This window comes from Paraburkholderia sp. UYCP14C, assembly GCF_004197395.1.
GTDB lineage: Bacteria > Pseudomonadota > Gammaproteobacteria > Burkholderiales > Burkholderiaceae > Paraburkholderia.
On record NZ_SELS01000001.1, the window covers coordinates 270,211 to 290,303 of the forward strand.

General features: G+C 63.2%; 20 protein-coding genes. 8 read left to right on the top strand and 12 right to left on the bottom strand.

Annotation, left to right across the window (positions count from 1 at the left end):
* Positions 1-242 precede the first annotated feature (242 nt).
* Positions 243-1,607, top strand: a complete 1,365-nt coding sequence (locus tag EVC45_RS01235) for an MFS transporter (protein WP_129956324.1) — start codon at positions 243-245, stop codon at positions 1,605-1,607.
* A 48-nt stretch (positions 1,608-1,655) separates the two neighbouring features.
* Here EVC45_RS01235 and EVC45_RS01240 read toward each other — a convergent pair whose 3' ends face one another.
* The 3 genes from EVC45_RS01240 to EVC45_RS01250 form a co-directional block, all read right to left on the bottom strand.
* Complete coding sequence (locus EVC45_RS01240; protein ID WP_129956223.1) at positions 1,656-2,489, bottom strand: AraC family transcriptional regulator; 834 nt, start codon at positions 2,487-2,489, stop codon at positions 1,656-1,658.
* 45 nt (positions 2,490-2,534) lie between these two features.
* A complete protein-coding gene (locus EVC45_RS01245) occupies positions 2,535-4,028 on the bottom strand; it encodes a DHA2 family efflux MFS transporter permease subunit (protein WP_129956224.1) in 1,494 nt (497 codons plus the stop codon).
* Positions 4,029-4,142: 114 nt separating this feature from the next.
* Positions 4,143-4,820, bottom strand: a complete 678-nt coding sequence (locus EVC45_RS01250; protein WP_129956225.1) for a glutathione S-transferase family protein — start codon at positions 4,818-4,820, stop codon at positions 4,143-4,145.
* A gap of 68 nt (positions 4,821-4,888) precedes the next feature.
* Here EVC45_RS01250 and EVC45_RS01255 point away from each other — a divergent pair, with 68 nt between their 5' ends.
* Positions 4,889-5,155: a hypothetical protein gene (locus EVC45_RS01255; protein WP_129956226.1), complete on the top strand. Its 267-nt coding sequence runs from the start codon at positions 4,889-4,891 to the stop codon at positions 5,153-5,155.
* Positions 5,156-5,230: 75 nt separating this feature from the next.
* Here the strand turns inward: EVC45_RS01255 and EVC45_RS01260 are convergent, their stop codons facing one another.
* The 9 genes from EVC45_RS01260 to EVC45_RS01300 all read right to left on the bottom strand — a co-directional run bounded on the left by EVC45_RS01260 (position 5,231) and on the right by EVC45_RS01300 (position 14,834).
* On the bottom strand, positions 5,231-6,454 hold the full coding sequence (locus EVC45_RS01260) for a dienelactone hydrolase family protein (protein ID WP_129956227.1): 1,224 nt from the start codon (positions 6,452-6,454) through the stop codon (positions 5,231-5,233).
* A gap of 33 nt (positions 6,455-6,487) precedes the next feature.
* Entirely contained in the window at positions 6,488-8,128 is a 1,641-nt protein-coding gene (locus EVC45_RS01265) for an AMP-binding protein (protein ID WP_129956325.1), read from the bottom strand.
* Between the two features lie 84 nt (positions 8,129-8,212).
* Positions 8,213-8,608 (bottom strand): RidA family protein, encoded by a 396-nt coding sequence (locus tag EVC45_RS01270; RefSeq protein ID WP_129956228.1) that lies wholly within the window; start codon positions 8,606-8,608, stop codon positions 8,213-8,215.
* Positions 8,608-9,048, bottom strand: a complete 441-nt coding sequence (locus EVC45_RS01275; protein WP_129956229.1) for a thioesterase family protein — start codon at positions 9,046-9,048, stop codon at positions 8,608-8,610. Before EVC45_RS01275 ends, EVC45_RS01270 begins: the two co-directional genes overlap by 1 nt.
* Complete coding sequence (locus tag EVC45_RS01280) at positions 9,045-10,256, bottom strand: acyl-CoA dehydrogenase family protein (RefSeq protein WP_129956230.1); 1,212 nt, start codon at positions 10,254-10,256, stop codon at positions 9,045-9,047. Before EVC45_RS01280 ends, EVC45_RS01275 begins: the two co-directional genes overlap by 4 nt.
* Before the next feature lies 1 nt (position 10,257).
* Complete coding sequence (locus tag EVC45_RS01285) at positions 10,258-11,109, bottom strand: enoyl-CoA hydratase family protein (RefSeq protein WP_129956231.1); 852 nt, start codon at positions 11,107-11,109, stop codon at positions 10,258-10,260.
* Between the two features lie 19 nt (positions 11,110-11,128).
* Positions 11,129-11,683, bottom strand: a complete 555-nt coding sequence (locus EVC45_RS01290) for a MarR family winged helix-turn-helix transcriptional regulator (protein ID WP_129956232.1) — start codon at positions 11,681-11,683, stop codon at positions 11,129-11,131.
* Positions 11,680-12,453, bottom strand: a complete 774-nt coding sequence (locus EVC45_RS01295; protein WP_129956233.1) for an SDR family NAD(P)-dependent oxidoreductase — start codon at positions 12,451-12,453, stop codon at positions 11,680-11,682. Before EVC45_RS01295 ends, EVC45_RS01290 begins: the two co-directional genes overlap by 4 nt.
* On the bottom strand, positions 12,450-14,834 hold the full coding sequence (locus EVC45_RS01300; RefSeq protein ID WP_129956234.1) for a bifunctional salicylyl-CoA 5-hydroxylase/oxidoreductase: 2,385 nt from the start codon (positions 14,832-14,834) through the stop codon (positions 12,450-12,452). Before EVC45_RS01300 ends, EVC45_RS01295 begins: the two co-directional genes overlap by 4 nt.
* A gap of 232 nt (positions 14,835-15,066) precedes the next feature.
* On the opposite strand from EVC45_RS01300, the gene glnH reads away from it, so the two are divergent.
* The 6 genes from glnH (at position 15,067) to EVC45_RS01330 (ending at position 20,084) form a co-directional block, all read left to right on the top strand.
* Entirely contained in the window at positions 15,067-15,813 is a 747-nt protein-coding gene (gene glnH, locus EVC45_RS01305) for a glutamine ABC transporter substrate-binding protein GlnH (RefSeq protein WP_129956235.1), read from the top strand.
* A 27-nt stretch (positions 15,814-15,840) separates the two neighbouring features.
* On the top strand, positions 15,841-16,497 hold the full coding sequence (glnP, locus tag EVC45_RS01310) for a glutamine ABC transporter permease GlnP (protein WP_129956236.1): 657 nt from the start codon (positions 15,841-15,843) through the stop codon (positions 16,495-16,497).
* A complete protein-coding gene (gene glnQ, locus EVC45_RS01315; RefSeq protein WP_129956237.1) occupies positions 16,494-17,231 on the top strand; it encodes a glutamine ABC transporter ATP-binding protein GlnQ in 738 nt (245 codons plus the stop codon). The genes glnP and glnQ overlap by 4 nt, the downstream gene beginning before the upstream one ends.
* Positions 17,232-17,241: 10 nt before the next feature.
* Positions 17,242-18,309: a C45 family peptidase gene (locus tag EVC45_RS01320; RefSeq protein WP_129956238.1), complete on the top strand. Its 1,068-nt coding sequence runs from the start codon at positions 17,242-17,244 to the stop codon at positions 18,307-18,309.
* The gene (locus EVC45_RS01325; RefSeq protein WP_129956239.1) at positions 18,263-19,261 is read left to right on the top strand and encodes a MurR/RpiR family transcriptional regulator; all 999 of its coding nucleotides are present in this window, start codon (positions 18,263-18,265) and stop codon (positions 19,259-19,261) included. The genes EVC45_RS01320 and EVC45_RS01325 overlap by 47 nt, the downstream gene beginning before the upstream one ends.
* 421 nt (positions 19,262-19,682) lie before the next feature.
* Positions 19,683-20,084 carry a hypothetical protein gene (locus tag EVC45_RS01330; protein ID WP_129956240.1) on the top strand — a complete coding sequence of 134 codons (402 nt, stop codon included), beginning with the start codon at positions 19,683-19,685 and terminating at the stop codon, positions 20,082-20,084.
* Positions 20,085-20,093: the final 9 nt, after the last annotated feature.

Below are 20,093 nucleotides of genomic sequence, written 5' to 3' on the forward strand. Positions count from 1 at the left end.
AGGTGATGAATGCTGAATTGCTCATTCGGAAAAAAATGCAATTGCGAAATGTACCTTGGGAATAGGGCCCCGGTCTCTGCGAATAGTGCGTCGAATACGGGTTTATATCGATCCAGGCTCAAGGCCATGACAGTAGCCGAAAAGGCGGTTCCGCTTTGCACACCTTGCGTCATCACTGGAACCACCCAATACACGCACATGTCAATAAAAGATGTCACCCTTCCATTTTGGGGAGATATCAAATGGCTGCCACGCAATCTGGGGCAATGTCCCTCTCCGATGCGGACGCTCGGCGCCAGTTGCGCCGCGCTGTCATTGCCAGCACGATCGGTACCACGATCGAATGGTATGACTTCTTCCTGTATAGCACCGTCACAGGTCTGGTATTCGCGAAGCTGTTTTTTCCTGAATCGGACCCGCTCGTCGGCACCTTGCAGGCTTTTCTAATTTACGCTGTCGGCTTTATTGCGCGACCGGTGGGCGCGGCGATTTTCGGCCACTATGGCGATCGCATCGGACGTAAAGCCACGTTAATCGTGACGCTATTGCTGATGGGACTCGCGACGTTTGCGGTGGGTTTTGTTCCGACCTACGCGACGATCGGCATCTGGGGGGCAATCGCGCTCACGGTGCTGCGTTTCATTCAGGGTGTGGGCGTAGGAGGCGAGTGGGGTGGATCGGTGTTGATGTCGATGGAATGGGCACGCACCAACAAGCATCGCGGTTTCGTCGCGTCCTGGCCGCAGTTCGGCGTACCTGCCGGATTGTTCCTTGCGAATCTGGTGGTGTTGGCCACGAGCCAGATCTCTGGCAGCGCGTTTCTCACGTGGGGCTGGCGGGTGCCGTTTTTCCTCAGTATCGCGCTCGTCGCGATCGGCCTATATATCCGCTTGAGCATCCTCGAGACGCCGATCTTCGCGAAGCTTCTCGCCGAGCACAGAATCGAAAAGGCGCCGATGCGCGAAGTATTGCGCCGGCAGCCTAAAGACATTCTTCTGTCGGCTCTTGCGCGCATGGCGGAGCAGGCGCCTTTCTATATTTTCACGGCCTTTATCTTCACCTATGGTGTGATGAGTCTGGGCGTCACGCGCGATCTGCTGCTCACGGCGGTGCTGGCCGCTTCGGTGCTGGAATTCGCCATGATTCCGCTGTTCGGCCACGTGTCAGATCTGATCGGCCGTCGGCGCATGTACGTGATCGGTGCAGCTGCTGTCGGGCTATTCGGCTTCCTGTACTTCTTTATGGTCGGAACGCGTAACCCGATGTGGATCTTCGCGGCCATCGTGCTTTCGCTGGTGCCGCATGCAATGATGTATGGTCCGCAGGCCGCGTTGATCGCCGAATCGTTCACCGGGCGCTTGCGCTACAGCGGCGCGTCGATGGGTTATCAGTTGGCTTCCGTGATCGCTGGCGGTCCGGCACCGTTGATTGCGACTGCGCTCTATGCTTACTTCCATTCAGGATTTGCGGTGGCGTGGTATGTGTTCGGGTGTGCGGTGATCAGCGTGGCCGCTGCCATGCGATTGGGCGATTACACAAATAAAGACATTTCGCAGGAATACGACGACGTGCATGCGTTGCATGCCCATAGACATGCCACTCCTTGATCGATCGAGCGGATGGCCGGTCATAGCGGCCATCCGCCGAATCAACCATCAACTTTTCAGCGGCAACCAGACTTCGACTCCACCCATTCCCGTCACCGGATCGAAATGCTCGCCATAGCGTTCGAAATGCGGTGCATCGGCAGGCACGTGCCCCGAGGCGGGCAACCACTGATTCCAGATCGTGTTCATCGTGCGACGAATGCCCGAGATATGCTCGCGATGACTAAACACCGCGTAGCGTTGCGCGGCGATGCGCACACGGCTCAACTCCGGCGGCAACGCCGAAAAATCGCTGACTTCGACGCCGCACATGTAGTCGAAGTTGCCCAGTTCATCGGCGTTATAGCCAACGCCATAAGCGACCTTGCCGACCTGTCCCGGCACCCTGCCGTACCAGGCGCCAAAGCGCTGCCATTGGGATGGAATCGCCTTGCTGCTGTCGCACGTATAGCGCTCGCTCAGTCCGGCGATGAGAAACGGCTTGCCGTCTTCGAAGCGCGGCGGTTCCAGATGAGTCAGAAGGGTTTCGTCCATTTTGATCGGCTCCACGATGCTCAGGTTGTCGAGATGACCCCGCGCGCGCAGCGCGTCGGGCGTGAGCCCGAACTGCTCGCGAAACGCACGCGTGAATGCTTCGTGAGAGCCGTAGCCGGCGTCGATGGCGACCGCGAGGATGTCGGGCGCACCATCGGCGAGACCTCGTGCTGCCTCGCTCAAACGCCGTGCGCGAACGTAGCGCATCACCGGCATTCCGGTGGCCGCTTCGAACGCGCGCGCCAGATGAAAGCGCGATACGCAGCCGCAGCGGGCGATGTCATCGAGCGTCACCTCGCCGGCGAAGTGGCTTTCGATATACCAGAGTGCTTTTCCAACCGGGTTCATCTCGGCTCTCATGTCAGCATGAAGCCAGCATAGTGGGCGGCGAACTTACGCATTTGATCGCGCTTGCGGTTTTGCAGTCGCGGCGGAGGGCGCAGCCGAATCCGCCACGTCACCGTGCACGCTCGCAGCGCCACCCGCCTGCCCCGTTCTCAACAACGCTCCACCCAATACGCCGGCCGTCGCCGCAAAAACCGCCCCGAACAGAAACGCGGCGTGATACCCGCTGTTCAGCGCAACCGCCGCGCTCGACGACGTCAACATCGTCTCGGTACGCGCCGCGGCAACACTCGCGAGCACCGCGAGCCCGAGCGCCCCGCCCATCATGAACGACGTATTGACGATGCCGGAGGCGAGGCCCGAATCTGCGGGATCGACGTCGCTCATCGCGGCGAGCAGCAGCGGATTGAAGGCGATGCCGGCACCGAAGCCGAGCAGGATCATGCCGGGCAGCACGTCGGGCACGAAGCTGCCGTCGACGGGTGCACGCGCAAACAGCGCCAGCCCGCATGCCGCGATCAGCAGGCCCGCCGCGAGCGGCCCGCGCAGGCCGAAGCGCATCACCACGCGCGCCGACACACCCAGCGAAAAGAGTCCCATGATCAGGTTCGCGGGCAGAAACGCAAGCCCGACCTGCAACGGCCGATAGCCGAGCACGCGCTGCAGATACAGCGCCGAAATAAAGAACCATGCGAACATCGCTGCTGCCCACAACACGCCGACCACATTCGCGGTCGCGACATTGCGCAAGCGCAGCAGACCGAGCGGCATCAACGGATGCTCGACTCGCGCTTCGATGATGAGGAACGTGGCCAGCAGCGAGAGCGCGATGAGCAGCAGGCCGAGCGTTTGCTCCGAGAGCCACCCCGCTTCGTTGCCGTTGACGATCGCATAGACCGCGAGCATCAGCGATGCGGTCACGCTGAGCGCGCCGGCCACGTCGAGCCGTTCACCGTGGGCGTGCCCGCGTGCGGCGGGCAGTAGCGCGAGGCACAGCGCGTATACCGCAATGCCGATCGGCAGATTGACCAGAAAGATCCAGTGCCAGCTCAACAGATTGGTGAGCAGTCCGCCGAGCAGCACGCCGATGCTGCCTCCGCCCGCGCAGACGAAGCCATATACACCCATCGCCTTCGCGCGTTCGCCGGGTTCAGTGAACAGATTCATGATCAGCGACAACGATACCGCCGAGACGATCGCACCGCCGAGACCTTGCACGGCGCGCGCTGCGACCAGCAGCACTTGCGAATTCGCGAGGCCGCAGGCGAGCGATGCGAGCGTGAACAGCGTAATGCCGCACAGGAACAGCTTGCGGTGTCCGTACAGATCGCCGAGCCGTCCACCGAGCAGCAGACAGCCGCCGAACGTCAGCATGTAGGCATTGACGACCCATACCAGCGAGGTTTCGCCAAAGCCGAGGTCGGCGGCGATGGACGGCAGCGCGACGTTCACGATGGTCGTGTCGAGCACGATCATCAGCACGCCGAGGCAGAGCACCATCAGCGCGAGCCAACGTTGTCTGCCATGCAGGGAATGGGTCATGCGGGTGCCTCTTTGCGCGGATTCGGTCGATTGCCGACGATTGGCTTTCGAGTCTAGCACCGGCACATTTCGCGTCCAACTACGAAATCCTGGGCGGCGGCGCGCCGTCGCGCGTCAGTCGCCGCCGAGAATGTCGTACTTGCCGCCGCGTTCGAGCGCGCGCTGATACGCGGGCCGCGCGTGGATGCGCCGCAAGAACTCGCCTATCGCGGTCAATTGCGCGGCCACGGCGCCGCGTGCGGTGGCGGCTTCGAGGGGGAAGCTCATTTGCACGTCGGCGGCGGTGAAGTCGTTGCCGGCGAACCAGCCGGTTGCACCGAGTTCGCTGTCGATATAGCCGAGATGCAGTCGCAATTGCGGATCGACGAAGTTCGCCTGCAAGCTCGTCGCGATCTTGCGCGCAATCGGCTTCGCGAAGAACGGCATCCGCGCACCGCCGATGCGTCGGGCGATGAGTTTGAGCAGCAGCGGCGGCATCGCGGAGCCTTCCGCGTAGTGCAGCCAGTACGTATAGCGTAGCCGCTCCGGCGTGCCCGGCGGCGGTGCGAAACGCCCCGCGCCGTACCTGTCGACGAGGTACTCGATGATTGCGCCGGACTCGGCGATCGTGAGGCCGTCGTCGGTGATGACGGGCGACTTGCCGAGCGGATGGACCGCGCGTAGTTCGGGCGGCGCGAGCATCGTGTCTGGATCGCGCTCGTAACGCTTGACCTCGTACGGCACGCCGAGTTCTTCGAGCAGCCACAGCACGCGTTGCGAGCGGGAGTTGTTCAGATGATGGACGGTGAGCATGAGCGGCGCACGGTGATGGTTGGAGCGCTACATGATAGGCGCGTTGTGTGGAGGCGGGCTTCTAGTCGATGCCGCTATACACGAAGAACGGCTATCGAATCGCCTCGCGTCAGTTAAAGAAATGCTTCGGAACCCGAAGTGGCGATGCAAATGCGACGAACAACGCGTATGACCTCAGCATCACGTTTGCGGCAACGACGTGTACATATAGCGGCATCTCCATGACGGGAATGGCGCTTTACGATTCCACCGACTCGACGCTTTATGGCGCGACGTCAAAGGTCGATCAAACCGCGGGGATCGTTTTCGTGGTGAAGAAGACGTCGACGTCCTGATCGGCAACGGTCTTCCGCAACGAACATCTTCGACGGCCCGGGATTCCATTTCGAGCCGTCGAAGACAATGCACCATCAAACCTTCGACCTATCCCCCATCAACCCATTCGACGGCAACGTCTCATCGAGCAACTTCCTCGCACTTTCGATCCCCGCCACCGGCAAGCCATCGGGATTGAGCAGCCCCACCTGCACGAGCACCGAAGCCTGATCCCAGTAGATGTGCTCGTTGTACAGCTTGTCGCCGCGGAAGCACACGACGGCGAGCATCGGCACCTCGAAGTACTTGCCGGTCGGCGCGACGCCCGGCAGCAGCCAGTCGATCTCGCAGCTATGCGTGCAGCTGAAAATGAATTCGTCGACGATGCGGTCCGAGCCGATCGTGCGCGAAATCGGTATCAGTTTGGTGTCGGGCGGATTCGAGTTGACGAAGTGACGTGTGTAAAAGCGCTTCAGCTTGTCGTGCCCGACGCCGCCCGTCATCGTCGGTACGTGATTGACGTAGGGCTCGGCGACCATCGTCGGCATCACCGCGTCGACGTCGCGGGTCGCGAACTCGTGATAGCAATGCGCTTCCCACAGCGCGTTCAGGTCGTATACGGGACCGAGCACCTTGCGCAGCAGCGCCAGCGTGCGCGAGTACGCCATCATCGCGGCGGGCTTGTCGTATTGCTTGCGCTGCGGCGCGGCGAACGCATGATCGCAGCCGGGATACACGTATTGCTCGATTTGCGGCCGCGTGCGCAATGCGACGCCGATGCGCTCGCGCGTTTCAGGCGGGCAGTGCGCGTCGTTTTCAGGGAAGTGGAACACCATCGGGCAGTTGATCGCCGATACTTCGTCGAGATGCGCTTCGAGGCCCACGCCGTAGTAACTGACCGCGCAATCGACGTCGGTGCGCGCCGCGCTCAGAAACGCGAGCTTGCCGCCGAGGCAGTAGCCCACCACGCCGACCTTGCCCGCCTGCTCGGGTAATTCGCGCAATGTGGCGATCGTGGCGGCGATGTCCTTGACCGCGACATCGGCGTCGAACTGGCCCAGGTAGCCGAGCGCTTCTTTCATGTCGGCGTCGCTGTAGCCGAGCGAGATGCCGGGCTTAATGCGCCAGAACAGATCGGGCACGAGCACGACGTAGCCTTCTTCGGCGTAGCGATCGGCGGTCGCTTTCATCGAGTCGTTGACGCCGAAGATTTCCTGCAGCAGCACGAGCCCCGGGCCCGAGCCCTGCGCGGGCCGCGCGACGTATGCGTTGAAACGGTCGCCATCGTGGGCGACGACTTCGATGAAAGAGCCGGCCATGCAGTCTGCCTCCAGTCTCACGAAAGATAGGGGTTACGCCATCATGCGCAACTCGAAACGTTTGAGCTTGCCGGTTTCGGTGCGCGGCAGCGCACCGACGAACGTGATGACGCGGGGATATTTATAAGGTGCGACGTTATTCTTAACGAAATCCTGCAGTTGCGCGACCAGTTTATCGTCGGCCGTGTAGCCGGGGTTCAGCACGACGAAAGCCCGCACGATCTGCCCACGCGTTTCGTCGGCCACGCCGATCACGCCGCATTCGGCCACCGCCTCGTGCTGCATCAGCACGCTTTCCACTTCGGGACCGGAGATGTTGTAGCCGGCCGACACGATCATGTCGTCGGCGCGCGCCTGGTAGAACACGTAGCCGTCCGCGTCGAGATAGACCGAATCGCCCGGCAGGTTCCAGCCGCCGCGCACGAAGCGCTGCTGTCGTTCGTCGGCCAGATAGCGGCAGCCGGTCGGGCCGCGCACCGCGAGTTTGCCGATCGTGCCGGGCGGCACGGGTTGCATGTCGTCGTCGACGGCTTGCACGACGTAGCCCGGCACCGCGCGGCCGATCGCGTTCGGCCGGATCTCCGCGCCTTGCGACGAAATGAAGATGTGGATCAACTCGGTGCCGCCGATGCCGTCGATCATGTCGATGCCGGTCGCCTCACGCCACTGACGCCGCGTCGAATCGGGCAGCGCCTCGCCGGCCGACACGGTCTTCTGCAGCGAGGACAGGTCGTGTTGCGCGACGAGCCGCGCCATCTGCCGATAGAACGTCGGCGCGGTGAACATCACGGTCGCATGAAAACGCTCGACCACCTCGAGCAAGGTCTGCGGCGTGAGCTTTTCGACGAGCACCGTCGACGCACCGACGCGCAGCGGAAAGCACAGCAGCCCGCCGAGCCCGAATGTGAACGCGAGCGGCGGCGTACCGCAGAAGATGTCGCTCGAGGAAGGCTTCAGCACGTGACGCGGGAACAGATCGCACATCGCGATCATGTCGCGATGGAAATGCATGCAGCCTTTCGGCGCACCGGTCGTGCCGCTCGTGAACGCGATCAGGCAGACGTCGTCGGCGGCGGTGTCGCATGCGGTGAAGTGCTCGGGCTTGTTGACGGCGAGCGTTTCGAGCGAATCGGAGGAGTCGTCGTGAAAGCGGCGTGTCTGCTTCAGCACCGCGCAGTAGAGCTCGTCCTGTGGATTCGTGCAACGTTCGAGTTCCGCGGTCAGGCGCGTGTCGCAAAGCGCGGCGCTGACCTGCGCTTTCTCGATGATCTGCTTGAGCTCCTTCGCGCGCAGCAGCGGCATGGTCGGCACGGCGACGAGCCCGGCCTTCAGCGCAGCGAGTGTGGCGACGGCCATCTGCAACGTGTTCGGCCCGCGCAGCAGCACGCGGTTGCCGGGGCGCAAGCCCATTTCATCGACGAGCACATGCGCGCTGCGGTTCACCAGCGCGAGCAGTTCGCCGTATGTGGTTGCTTGCGGCTTGCCGTCCACGTCGGACCAGATCGCCGGGCGGTCGCGATGTCCCGCCTCGATAGTCCGCTCCAGCAGTTCGGTCGCGCAGTTCAGCCGTGCTGGATAGGCGACGTCCGGATTGTCGAGCAGAAAGACGGGCCATTGATCCTGTGGCGGAAGATTGTCGCGCGCGAAAGTATCGACGTGTGCTGACGGTTCCATCATGGTCTCCCGGGGCGATGAGCCGGAAAATGCGCTTCGTTCTGTGTGAGGGACTTGCGTGTGGGTTCGGTACTTGTACGACGTTCAGTGGGGAATCACCGCGGTGGCTTCGATCTCGACCTTCGCGCGGTCCTCCATCAGCGCCACGACCTGCACCGCGCTCATCGCGATGTCGTAGTCGCCGATCAGTTCGCGAAACGCTCGGCCGATGTCCTTCAGCGACGCGAGGTATTCGCGCTTGTCGGTCACGTACCACGTGAGGCGCACCAGGTGTTCGGGCTTGCCGCCCGCTTCGCGCAGCACGGCGAGCAGATTCTTCAGCGCCTGCTCGGACTGCTGCGCGAAGTCGTCGGTATGGAACTGCGCCTGTTCGTCCCAGCCGATCTGGCCGGCGATGAACACCTGCGTGCCGGTCGCCGCGACGCCGTTCGCATAGCCGCGCGGTTTGACCCAGCCGGCGGGAAGGAGAGCTTTTTTCATCAGCGATCAGCCTCGATGGAAGAGGACGATGGGGCATACGCCGCGAGCGCGCTCGCGATGTCGCCAGGAATATCGATCGATTTGCCGCTGTCGAACGACATGAACACCAGCACCTGTTTCGAGCGAAAGCGCGTTTCGCCGTTGCAATGGCCGTGAATCTCGATGCCGAGCGAACTGCGGCCGATGGTGCGCACCTCGAGCGTGAGCAGGATCGTTTCGCCCATGCGGCTCGGCCGCGAGAACTCGCAGTCGAGTTTGACGGTCGGCAGGCCGACGCGGCGCTGCGCGATCATGTGCGCGTAGTCGATGCGCAGGCCCTCGTTGAACCAGTCTTCGACGAGCACGTTGGTCATCACGAGGTACTGCGGGAAATAAACGATGCCGGCGGGATCGCAGTGCGAGAAGCGGATGCGTACCGGCCGCTCAAATGACTGGCTCATTGCGCGTTCCCATTGGCGGCGGCATGCGCCTTCAACAGATCGCGGCCGACGACCAACTGCTGCACCTCGGTCGCCCCTTCGTAGATGCGCAGCGCGCGGATCTCGCGGTACAGCATCTCGACCGCGGTGCCGCTTTGCACACCCATGCCGCCGTAAAGCTGCACGGCCGCGTCGATCACCTGCTGCGCGCCTTCGCTCGCGTGCCACTTCGCCATCGCCGCTTCGCGTGTGACGTTTTCGCCCTGGTCGCGCAGCCACGCGGCACGATAGACGAGCAGCGCGCTGCTGTCGATCGTCAACGCCATCTGCGCGAGCTTCGCCTGCGTCAACTGAAAGTCGCCGAGCGTCTGGCCGAACATCTTGCGCGACGCCGCGCGTTCGAGGCCTTCGGCCATCGCATGACGCGCAAAGCCGAGCGATGCGGCGGCCACCGACGTGCGGAAAATATCGAGCGTGCGCATCGCGATCTTGAAGCCTTCGCCGGGCGCGCCGAGCATCTGGCTCTTCAGCACGCGCGCGTTCGCGAAGCGCAGGCGCGCGAGCGGATGCGGCGCGATCACGTCGATGCGCTCGGCGATCTCGAGGCCCGGCGTTTGCGCATCGACGATGAATGCGCTGATGCCGCGCGCGCCCGGTGCTTCGCCGGTGCGCGCGAACACCACGTAGAAGTCCGCGATGCCGCCGTTCGAAATCCACGTCTTCTCGCCGTCGAGCACGTAGTAGTCGCCACCTTCGCGCGCGGCCAGCGCCATCGCCGCGACGTCCGAGCCCGCCTGCGGCTCCGACAGCGCGAACGCGGCGATCGCCGTGCCGCTCGCGACGCGCGGCAGATAGCGCGACTTCTGCTCGTGCGTGCCCGCGAGCGAGATCGCGCCCGAGCCGAGCCCTTGCATCGCCAGTGCGAAATCGGCGAGGCCCGAATAGCGCGCTAGCGTTTCGCGCAGCAGGCACACGGCGCGCGTGTCGATCGTGTCGCCGTGACCGCCGTACGCGACGCCGCCGACACCGTATTTCAGCCAGCCGGCCTGGCCGAGTTCGCGCACCAGCAGACGGCAGGTTGCATCGGTGTCGCCATGTTCTTCGTGCGTCAGATGCGCGCGGCACCATGCGTCGATGCCTGCTGCGAGTTCGCGATGACGCGGCTCGAAAAACGGCCACGCGAGCGGACTGTGCAGATCGATCGAGGTGTTCCGATGGTCGGCGCTCAACTCAGTCTCCTTCGAACACGGGACGCGTCTTTGCCGCGAACGCGTTGTACGCGCGCTCGAAATCGCGCGTGCCCATGCAGATCGCCTGCGCCTGCGCTTCGGATTCGATCGCCTCGTCGATGCTCATGCTCCATTCCTGGTGCAGCATCTTTTTCGTCATGCCGTGCGCGAAGGTTGGGCCGGATGCGAGATCGGCGGCGAGCTTCCGGGCTTCTTCGAGCAGCGCGGCCGGATCGCACAGGCGGTTATAGAAACCCCATGCGTGAGCTTCGTCGCCGCTTGCCGAGCGGCCGGTGAACAGCAACTCGGCGGCGCGTCCCTGGCCGATGATGCGCGGCAGCATCGCGCACGCGCCCATGTCGCAACCGGCGAGGCCGACGCGTGTGAACAGGAACGCGAGCTTGCTGCGCGCGGTGGCGAGGCGCAGGTCGGAGGCCATCGCGAGGATCGCGCCGGCGCCCGCGCAGACACCGTCGACGGCCGCGATGATCGGTTGCGGGCAATGGCGCATTGCCTTGACGAGGTCGCCGGTCATACGCGTGAACAGCAGCAGCTCGGGCATCGGCAAGTCGATCAGCGGCGCGATGATGTCGTGCACGTCGCCGCCCGAGCAGAAGTTTTCCCCCGCGCCGTGCAGCACGACGGCTTTCACGTCGGTCGCGTAGGCGAGGTCGCGGAACAGGTCGCGCAGTTCCGCATACGATTCGAAGGTCAGCGGGTTCTTGCGCTCGGGGCGGTTCAGCGTGATCGTCGCGACCTTGCTGGTCACCGACCAGCCGAAATGCTTCGCCTCGTAGCCTGCCAGGGTCAGGCGGTTGCCGGCCAACAGCGCGTCGGCGGTGGATCGTGTCATGTATTCCTCCAGTGCGAAGTCAGCTTTTCAGGCTGTCGAGCAGATGCTGCTTGAGCTTGCCGAGGTCCTGATGGGTCTGCATCTTCTCGTCGAGGTTCAGCCCACCGAACATTTCGACGACCCATTGCTCGTGCGCGACGGCCATTCGGTCGAACGCCTTGCGGCCATCGGGTGTCAGGCACACGCTGATCGAGCGGCGGTCGTTCGGATCGGTATCGCGCGCGACGAGCCCTTCTTTTTCGAGCTGATCGGTGATGCCGGTGACGTTGCCGCCCGTCACCATCAACCGGCGCGACAGTTCGGTCATCTTCAGGCCTTCGGGGTGACGTTCGAGCTGCGCCATCAGGTCGAAACGCGGCAGCGTGGTGTCGAATTCGGAGCGCAGACGTTTGCGCAATTCGGCCTGCACGAGGTTGGTGGTGGTCAGCATGCGCAGCCACAAGCGCAGGCCCATGTGGCTGTCCGCACCGGTGCTCATTTCGAGGTCCACGACGTTCTCCGCAGGTTGGGCGATGCCTTTGCGCGACGGCTTCGCATCGGATGCCGACTTCTTTGCTTGCGTTGATTTGCTCACATCACTTCTCCACCCGAAATGGAAATGGCTTGCCCCGTGATCGCATCCGAGCCGGGTCGGCACAGCCACAACACCGCGTTCGCGACCTGCTCCGGACTCACGAAGCGGCGCTGCGGATTCGAGCGCAGCAGCGTTTCGCGTGCCTGTTCTTCGGTGCGCGAGGTCTTGCTCGTGATCTGTTCGAGCGATGCATGCAGCAGCTCGGTTTCGGTGTAGCCGGGGCACACGGCATTGACGGTGATGCCGCGCGTCGCGGTTTCGAGCGCGAGCGAGCGCGTGAGACCGATTACGCCGTGCTTCGCGGCGCAATACGCGGCGACGTACGCATAGCCGATCTGTCCCGCGGTGCTCGCGACGTTGACGATGCGGCCATGGCCACGCTCGAGCATGCCCGGCAGCACGGCGCGGGTGCCGAGAAACACGCCGGTCAGATTCACGTCGAGCATGCGTTGCCACAGCGCGATATCGGTGTGCGTGAACGGCGCGGCCTGCGCCTGGCCGGCGTTGTTGACGAGGATATCGACGGCGCCCGCCTGATCGAAGGCGCGCGTCACTGAGTCTTCCTGCGTGACGTCCACGCTGATACATGCGACGTCGCCGAGCGCCGCGCATTGCTCGCGCTGCGCGTCGAGCCGTTGCGCGTTGCGGCCCATCAGCGTGACGCGCGCGCCGACGCGCAGCAGCGCCTGCGCGATCGCCGCGCCGATGCCGCTGCCGCCGCCGGTGACGACCGCGTGTTGTCCGGCGAGAGAAGTGTCTGAGGTGTTCACACGGTTCCTTCGGCGCGTTGCGCGCGTTGTTGCGCCGTCAGGCTGGCATTGGCGATGGCCTGCGCGCGCTCGCGTTCGAGGTTGCGTTCGAGCTGCATTTTCGCGGCGGTGTAGGGCTTCGGCCACGCGACGTCGAGATAGCCGATCTTGGCTGCTTCGTTCAACGTCCACGACGGATTCGCGAGATGCGGACGCGCGATCGCGCACAAGTCCGCGCGACCCGCTGCAATGATGCTGTTCACGTGGTCCGCTTCGGAAATCGCGCCGACCGCGATCGTCGCGATGCCGGCTTCGTTGCGCACGCGATCGGCAAACGGTGTCTGGAACATGCGGCCGAACACGGGCTTCTCTTCCTTGCTGACCTGGCCCGACGACACGTCGATCATGTCCGCGCCGGCTGCCTTGAATGCTTGCGCGATCTTCACGGCATCGTCGGGCGTATTGCCGCCTTCGACCCAATCGTGCGCCGAAATCCGCACCGAGATCGGCTTGTCTTGCGGCCACACCGCGCGGATCGCGCTGAATACCCGCAGCGGATAACGCAGACGGTTTTCGAGCGAGCCGCCATACGCGTCGGTACGTTGATTCGTGAGCGGCGACAGGAAGCTCGACAGGAAATAGCCGTGCGCGCAGTGCAGTTCGAGCCAGTCGAATCCGGCTTCGATCGACATGCGCGTCGCCTCGACGAACTGCTGCTCGATGGCGCGCAACTCCTCGTGGGTGGCTTCGCGCGAATGCTGGCTGATACCGCGCAGATACTGCTGCGGCGAGGCCGAAACGAGCGGCCAGTTGCCTTCGTCGAGCGGCTGATCGATGCCTTCCCACGCGACTCGCGTCGAACCTTTCGCGCCGGAATGGCCGAGCTGGATGCCAATCTTCGCGTCCGATTGCAGGTGCACCAGATCGACGATGCGTTTCCACGCGGCCAGATGCTCGGGCGCGTACATGCCGGGACATCCCGGCGTGATGCGGGCTTCGGGCGACACGCAGGTCATCTCGGTCATCACGAGCGCGGCGCCGCCCATCGCACGCGCGCCGAGATGCATCAGGTGATAGTCGCCGGCCACGCCGTCTACCGCGGAGTACTGCGCCATCGGCGAGACCATCACGCGATTTTTCAGCGTGACGCCGCGCACCGTGAAGGGCGTGAACATCGGCGGAATCGAATGCCTGTCCGTTGCGCGCTCGACGCCCGCGCGCTTCGCGAGCCAGTCCTCGAAGCCGGACAGATACTGCGAATCGCGCTCGCGCAGGTTCTCGTGCGAGATGCGCTGCGAGCGCGTGAGCAACGAATACGCGAACTGTTCCGGCTCGAACGACGTATAGCGGTCGACGTGCTCGAACCATTCGGTCGAGTTGCGCGCGGCGTTCTGGATGCGCAGCACGTCGACGCTGCGCACTTCGGTGTAGTGCTTCAACGCGGCGGCCAGATCGTCCTGATGCTCACCCGGGTGCGCGCTGATGCTGTTTGCGAGTTCGATCGCGTCTTCGAGCGCGAGCTTGGTGCCCGAGCCGATCGAAAAGTGCGCGGTGTGCGCGGCGTCGCCCATCAGCACGATCGGCGTTCGCGTGCCGTTCGCATTGCTGCGCCAATGCACCCACTCCTTGTTGACGACGCGCGGAAATCGGATCCATTGCGACGAGCCGCGCAGATGCGACGCGTTCGACATCAGCGCGTTGCCGTCGAGGTACTTCGCGAACAGCTTCTCGCAGAACGCGATGCTGTCTTCCTTGCTCATTTCGTCGAGACCGGCCGCGCGCCACACGCGTTCCGGTGTTTCGACGATGAAGGTCGAGGTTTGATCGTCGAAGCGGTAAGCGTGCGCCTGGAACCAGCCGAATTCGGTTTCCTCGAACGCGAACGTGAACGCGTCGAACAGCTTCTTCGTGCCGAGCCACACGAAGCGGCAGTCGCGCACGTCGATGTCGGGCTGATAGGTGTGGGCGTATTTCTGGCGCACGACGCTGTTCAGGCCGTCGCTCGCGATGATCAGGTCCGCGTCGTAGGTGCTGTCGTCGACGACCTGGGTTTCGAACACGAGCTTTACGCCGAGTTCTTCGCAACGTGCTTGCAGGATATTCAGCAGACGTTTGCGACCGATGCCGCAGAATCCGTGGCCCGACGAGCGCACGCTGCGGCCGCGAAAGTGAATCTCGATGTCGTCCCAGTGATTGAACGCGTCGAGAATCGCTTCGGCGCTCGGGGCGTCGGCGGCGCGCAGATTGCCGAGCGTCTGGTCGGAGAACACGACGCCCCAGCCGAAGGTGTCGTAGGGGCGGTTGCGCTCGATCACCGTGACTTCATAGCCGGGGTTGCGCTGTTTCATCAACAGACCGAAGTACAAACCGGCCGGACCGCCGCCGATACAGACTATGCGCATGCTGGTTCCCCAAAAATGGACGCTGCCGTGGGATTAATTTAGGTTTTGATAGTTTAGATGTCAAGTAAATGTTGAGAAGCCCCAGCGCCTTCCGTCCGACATCTCCATCCAGGGTATACCCAATTCGCAAGCCGATTTGCGTGCGAACCTATTGCGCAAATAAATTTGCGAGAAGATACTCATCGCAAGTCGGTTTGCCGTTGTTCTTCAACCCCACTTCGAAGAGGTCGTCATGAAACTCGTAGCAAAGCTCGCCGCGGCTGCACTCGTCGCTGTCTCTGTCCTCGGTCATGCCGCGCGGGCCGACACTTTGCTGGTCGCCTGCGACACGGCGTTCGTGCCGTTCGAATTCAAGCAGGGCGACAAATACGTCGGCTTCGACATCGACCTGTGGGAAGCCATCGCGAAGGACCTGAAGCTCGACTACAAGCTCCAGCCGATGGATTTCAGCGGCATTCTGCCGGCGCTGCAAACACATAACGTCGACGTCGCGCTCGCGGGAATCACGATCAAGGACGAGCGCAAGAAAGTGATTGATTTCTCCGACGGCTACTACGACAGCGGCTTCACGCTGATGGTGCCGGCCGCGAGCACGATCAAGGGCCCGGACGACCTGAAGGGCAAGTCGCTTGCGATCAAGACGGGGACCTCGGCGGCGGATTATGCGAAGGCACACTTCGCGGGCACCGATCTGCGCCAGTTCCCGAACATCGACAACGCGTATCTGGAGTTGCAGACAGGACGCGTCGATGCAGCGATGCACGACACGCCGAACGTTCTCTACTTCATCAACACGGCGGGCAAGGGCCGCGTGAAGGCGGTCGGTCCGCAGATGATGGCGCAGCAATACGGTATCGGCTTCCCGAAGGGCAGCCCGCTCGTGCCGAAGGTCAATGCGGCGCTCGCGAAGATCAAGGCTGACGGTCGCTATGCGGCGATCTACAAGAAGTGGTTCGGCGTCGAGCCGGCGAAGTCCTGATAACACAACGGCTGCGGGAGGCAAGTCATGCAGTTCGATCTGTCAGTCATCGTCGATGCGTTGCCGGCACTCCTGCAGGGTGCGAAGCTGACGGTGCTCATCACCATCGCGGGTCTTGTGGGAGGCCTGGCCGTCGGCTTTCTGTTCGGCTTGATGCGCGCGTACGGGAACGCATTCCTGCAGAAGATCGCGTTCGCGTACGTCGAGTTCGTGCGCGGCACGCCGATCGTCGTGCAGGTGATGTTCATCTACTTCGCGCTGCCCGTGCTGCTGAACGTGCGCGTTGATGCGTTGACGGCCGCCATCGTATCGATCATCGTCAATTCGGGCGCGTATATCGCCGAGATCGTGCGCGGCTCGTTTCTGTCGGTGCCGCGCGGGTTGAAGGAAGCGGGACTCGCGCTGGGCATGCCGATGTGGCGCGTGCTCGGATTCGTGGTCGGGCCCGTTGCGATTCGACGCATGACGCCTGCGCTTGGCAACCAGTTCATCGTGAGCCTGAAAGATACGTCGCTCTTCATCGTGATCGGCGTCGGCGAACTCACGCGTCAGGGTCAGGAAATCATGGCGGCGAATTTTCGGGCGGTTGAAATCTGGACGGCCGTGGCCGCGATCTATCTGTGCATGATCGGTGTGCTGACATTCTGTCTGCGCACGATGGAAAAGAGGATGCGGATACTATGAGCGCGCTCGATATGGTGCAGTTCAAGCAGGTCACGAAGCGCTTCGGGCAGACCACCGTGCTAGATGGCGTCGATCTGAACATTCGCGCGGGCGAAGTCGTGGTGCTGATCGGTCCGTCGGGCTCGGGCAAGTCGACGCTGCTGCGTTGCATCAACGCGCTCGAGCATATCGACGGCGGCGATCTGATCGTCGATGGCATCAGCGTTCATGGCGGCTCGAAGAAAGTGCGCGAGATTCGCCGCGAAGCGGGCATGGTGTTCCAGCAGTTCAACCTGTTCCCGCAACTGACGGCACTCGAGAACGTCGCGTTCGGTCCGCGTCAGGTGCGCGGCATGAGCAAGGCCGAGGCGGAAACGCTCGCGCACGAACTGCTCACGAAGGTGGGCCTGGCGGGCCGCGTCGGGCACTATGCCAGCGAGTTGTCGGGCGGCCAGCAGCAACGCGTCGCGATTGCGCGTGCGCTGGCCGTCAAGCCGAAGCTGATGCTGTTCGATGAGCCGACTTCCGCACTCGATCCCGAACTGCGGCAGGAAGTGCTGCGTGTGATGCAGTCGCTGGCGGAAGAGGGCATGACGATGGTCGTCGTGACGCACGAAATGACGTTCGCGCGCAAGGTCGGCACGCGGCTGATCTTCATGGAGCACGGCCATATCACCGTCGACGGGCCGCCCGCGCAGTTGCTCGACAATCCGCCGAATCAGCGCCTGCGTGATTTCCTTCAACACGTCGAGTGATCTCGTACCGATGCCTTCAATTGGATTCATCGAAATCTCCGGTTCGCCGTTTGACGCGGGCGAGGCGTTAGGGCGCTTCGGCGCTTCGGCCGTGCATCGTCACCTGGTGCAGTCGGCCGCCTGGCGCGACGTGATGCAATGGCGTGGCACGCCGCTCGCCGCCGCGCTTTCTGCACATACGCAGCAGCGCTTTCCGCGCATCTGGGCGGAATTGCAGGGGCTGGCCGTCGGCCTTGGACTGCCCTTCGACGATGTGTTCCTGTGGAACTGTCGCGGCGACGTGTGGGCTGCGTCGCCCGACGGATGCACCACGGTGCAATTGCCATCGGCTGATCGCAGGCGCATCTGTCACAACGAAGACGGGGACCCGGGCTTCGCGGGGCACTGCGCGATCGCCGCGTGTCGTATCGACGGCAGTCCGGGCTTTGCGGCGTTCGTGTATCCGGGCTCGCTGCCGGGCCATACGTTCGCCGTGACGGACGCGGGTCTTGCCGTCACCGTCAACAATCTGCGGGTGCGCGAGATCGAGGCGGGCGTGCCGCGCATGGTGCTCACGCGCGCCTTGCTGGATGCGCGCGATCTCGATGCGGCCGTTGCCGTCGTGCGCGACAATCCCCGCGCGGGCGGTTTCCATCTGACGCTTGCGCATCGGGCGAGCGCGCCGTTGCTGAGCGTCGAGTACAGCGCGCGCGGTTGTTCCGTGCAGGAGATCACGCAGCCGTCGTTGCATGCGAATCACGCGATTCATCCACGAATGAGTGGCTTTGCTCAGGTCGTGACGGATTCATCGCGTCGTCGGCAGGCACGCGGCGATGAGATGTTGCGGGACGCAAGCGAAGCGCGGCATGCGCCTGAGCCGCTCGTGATCCTCGCCGACACACATGACGCATCCCTGCCGATCTACCGCGCCGACCCCGCCGATCCCGACGACGAAAACACGCTCGCAACCGCTGATATCGTGATCAGGGCGTCTCACATAGAATGGGACGTTTATGAACAACCAGGGACGCCGCCGCGATATCGTTTGATCAATGGACACAAACCCACGCACGAAGCGCCGCAAGTCGGCGAACAATGACGAGGCGAGCGCGGCTGAAGCCGTCGCTAGCGCGCCGCGCAGCGTCGATGCGCTGCGCGAACTGGTGGTACGCATCGGCCGCGACGAGGCGGGCCTGTCGCTCGGAGGCAAGGCGCACGCCGTGCTGGCGTGGCTGCTCGAACGGCCGGAGGAAGTGGCCGTGCGGACCATCACCGATCTGGCAGCGGCACTCGACGTCAATGCGTCGACGCTAACACGGCTCAGCACGAAGCTTGGCTATACAGGGTTCGCGGATTTTCAAAGTGTGTTTCGCGATTCGCTGGCGGAGCGTCACAGGCATTTCTATACCAATCAGGCGGAGCGGCTCGTCGCAGGGAAAAAGCAGCGTGCGCACACGCCTGTCGATGGCGGAACGTCGCCCGAAGTTGACGTCGTCGTGCAACTTGCGCACGAATCGATCGTCAACGTGGAGACGTTTCTCGCGCGGCTATCGGCTGACGATCTGCGCAGCGCGGCCGCGTTATTGGCGGGGGCATCGCGCGTGCGCGTGCATGGCTTGCGGCAGTTCAGCGCGCTCGCAAGCTTTCTTTGCTACGGGCTCGGGATGATCCGCACCGACGTTGCGTTGCTCGATGCACAAGGGCTCGGCGTGGCTGAAGGACTCGCGCAGTTGCAACCCGGCGATGTGGTGGTCGTCACGAGCGTCTCGCCCTATACGCGCAGCGTCGCTGAAGCTGCCAAGGCCGCCGCCGAGGCGGGTATGACGGTCATCGCGATCACGGATACGCTCGCGTCTCCACTGGTGCCGCCCGCGCGCCACGCGTTCCTGATTCCGCATGACAGCAGTTTCTTCAGCAATAGCATGGGCGCGTATCTGATCTTTTGCGAAGGCCTGCTCAATCTGGTCGCGACGCATTTGGGGAAGCGGTCTTTGCAGGCGCTATCGCGGCGCGAAAGATTGATTACCGCATTGGGGATCGAGACGGACTGATCTCCGGCCATTGGTCTTCGAAATCGCAGGCGCGCCAGTCGAACATCCCGATCTGGCGACGGTCATGGTTTTCGCAACTTCCTGAAACACAGGTGCGCTTTGTCGCTGCGTGGGTCAAGGTGATGAATCTGGACCGCTTCGACCTCGTCTGACGAGAGTAGCCTTCGTTCTGCGAAAGCCGCGAGCGCGATTCGCCACTGAGCTGGTTGCCGCAGCAATGCATATGGACCAGCAGACTGGAAGTCAGTCTGTTGGACAGAAGGCGAAGTTCACGTGCGTGCAGGCGCGCGATGGACTTCGTTCAGGTCCTGGCACCCGCTTGAGCTCGCAATGTCGAAACGCCCATCACACGCCACGCTACGTCCCGCTCCCGATGTACCATTGCTGCGTGAATCTCGCGCCGGATACCGTGGAGTACATCATGAGAAGCGAATGGAAACGCCGCTTCAAACTGCTTGTCCAGCGGTTCTGGCAGCCAACCAGCGCGTGCATGACCTGTATGCCGGGAAGCTGGGGCAACATCATGAGTCTGGCTCACTGGGGGATCGCATTCAAAACCGGGCTGCTGACCGGCGTGCTCGCGTTGCTGCTGACGTTCACGCCAGCAGCGAAGTGGTATGGGAATCGCTATAGCAACGCGCTACTCGTCGGCTCCCTGACCGCAATCGGCGATGCCTACTCGCACATCAGCAACTATCGCTTTCATGTTGTCGAACACGTCGTGACGGGGGTCATGTCAGGCCTGTTTGCGCTCGCTGCGTCGTACCTGCTCGAGGACCGCGCGCGCCGGGTGCGCGCGGTCTGGGCGCGTTTGTTCGGATAATCGAACCTG

What these genes read in the sequence shown, in the direction of transcription:
- EVC45_RS01255 (WP_129956226.1), top strand. Translation starts at nt 4,889, where the DNA reads ATGCCGCTATACACGAAGAACGGCTATCGAATCGCCTCGCGTCAGTTA.
- EVC45_RS01330 (WP_129956240.1), top strand. Translation starts at nt 19,683, where the DNA reads ATGAGAAGCGAATGGAAACGCCGCTTCAAACTGCTTGTCCAGCGGTTC.
- glnP (WP_129956236.1), top strand. Translation starts at nt 15,841, where the DNA reads ATGCAGTTCGATCTGTCAGTCATCGTCGATGCGTTGCCGGCACTCCTG.
- EVC45_RS01245 (WP_129956224.1), bottom strand. Translation starts at nt 4,028, where the DNA reads ATGACCCATTCCCTGCATGGCAGACAACGTTGGCTCGCGCTGATGGTG.
- EVC45_RS01260 (WP_129956227.1), bottom strand. Translation starts at nt 6,454, where the DNA reads ATGGCCGGCTCTTTCATCGAAGTCGTCGCCCACGATGGCGACCGTTTC.
- glnQ (WP_129956237.1), top strand. Translation starts at nt 16,494, where the DNA reads ATGAGCGCGCTCGATATGGTGCAGTTCAAGCAGGTCACGAAGCGCTTC.
- EVC45_RS01325 (WP_129956239.1), top strand. Translation starts at nt 18,263, where the DNA reads ATGGACACAAACCCACGCACGAAGCGCCGCAAGTCGGCGAACAATGAC.
- EVC45_RS01265 (WP_129956325.1), bottom strand. Translation starts at nt 8,128, where the DNA reads ATGGAACCGTCAGCACACGTCGATACTTTCGCGCGCGACAATCTTCCG.
- EVC45_RS01320 (WP_129956238.1), top strand. Translation starts at nt 17,242, where the DNA reads ATGCCTTCAATTGGATTCATCGAAATCTCCGGTTCGCCGTTTGACGCG.
- EVC45_RS01240 (WP_129956223.1), bottom strand. Translation starts at nt 2,489, where the DNA reads ATGAACCCGGTTGGAAAAGCACTCTGGTATATCGAAAGCCACTTCGCC.
- EVC45_RS01270 (WP_129956228.1), bottom strand. Translation starts at nt 8,608, where the DNA reads ATGAAAAAAGCTCTCCTTCCCGCCGGCTGGGTCAAACCGCGCGGCTAT.
- EVC45_RS01250 (WP_129956225.1), bottom strand. Translation starts at nt 4,820, where the DNA reads ATGCTCACCGTCCATCATCTGAACAACTCCCGCTCGCAACGCGTGCTG.
- EVC45_RS01235 (WP_129956324.1), top strand. Translation starts at nt 243, where the DNA reads ATGGCTGCCACGCAATCTGGGGCAATGTCCCTCTCCGATGCGGACGCT.
- EVC45_RS01285 (WP_129956231.1), bottom strand. Translation starts at nt 11,109, where the DNA reads ATGACACGATCCACCGCCGACGCGCTGTTGGCCGGCAACCGCCTGACC.
- glnH (WP_129956235.1), top strand. Translation starts at nt 15,067, where the DNA reads ATGAAACTCGTAGCAAAGCTCGCCGCGGCTGCACTCGTCGCTGTCTCT.
- EVC45_RS01300 (WP_129956234.1), bottom strand. Translation starts at nt 14,834, where the DNA reads ATGCGCATAGTCTGTATCGGCGGCGGTCCGGCCGGTTTGTACTTCGGT.
- EVC45_RS01275 (WP_129956229.1), bottom strand. Translation starts at nt 9,048, where the DNA reads ATGAGCCAGTCATTTGAGCGGCCGGTACGCATCCGCTTCTCGCACTGC.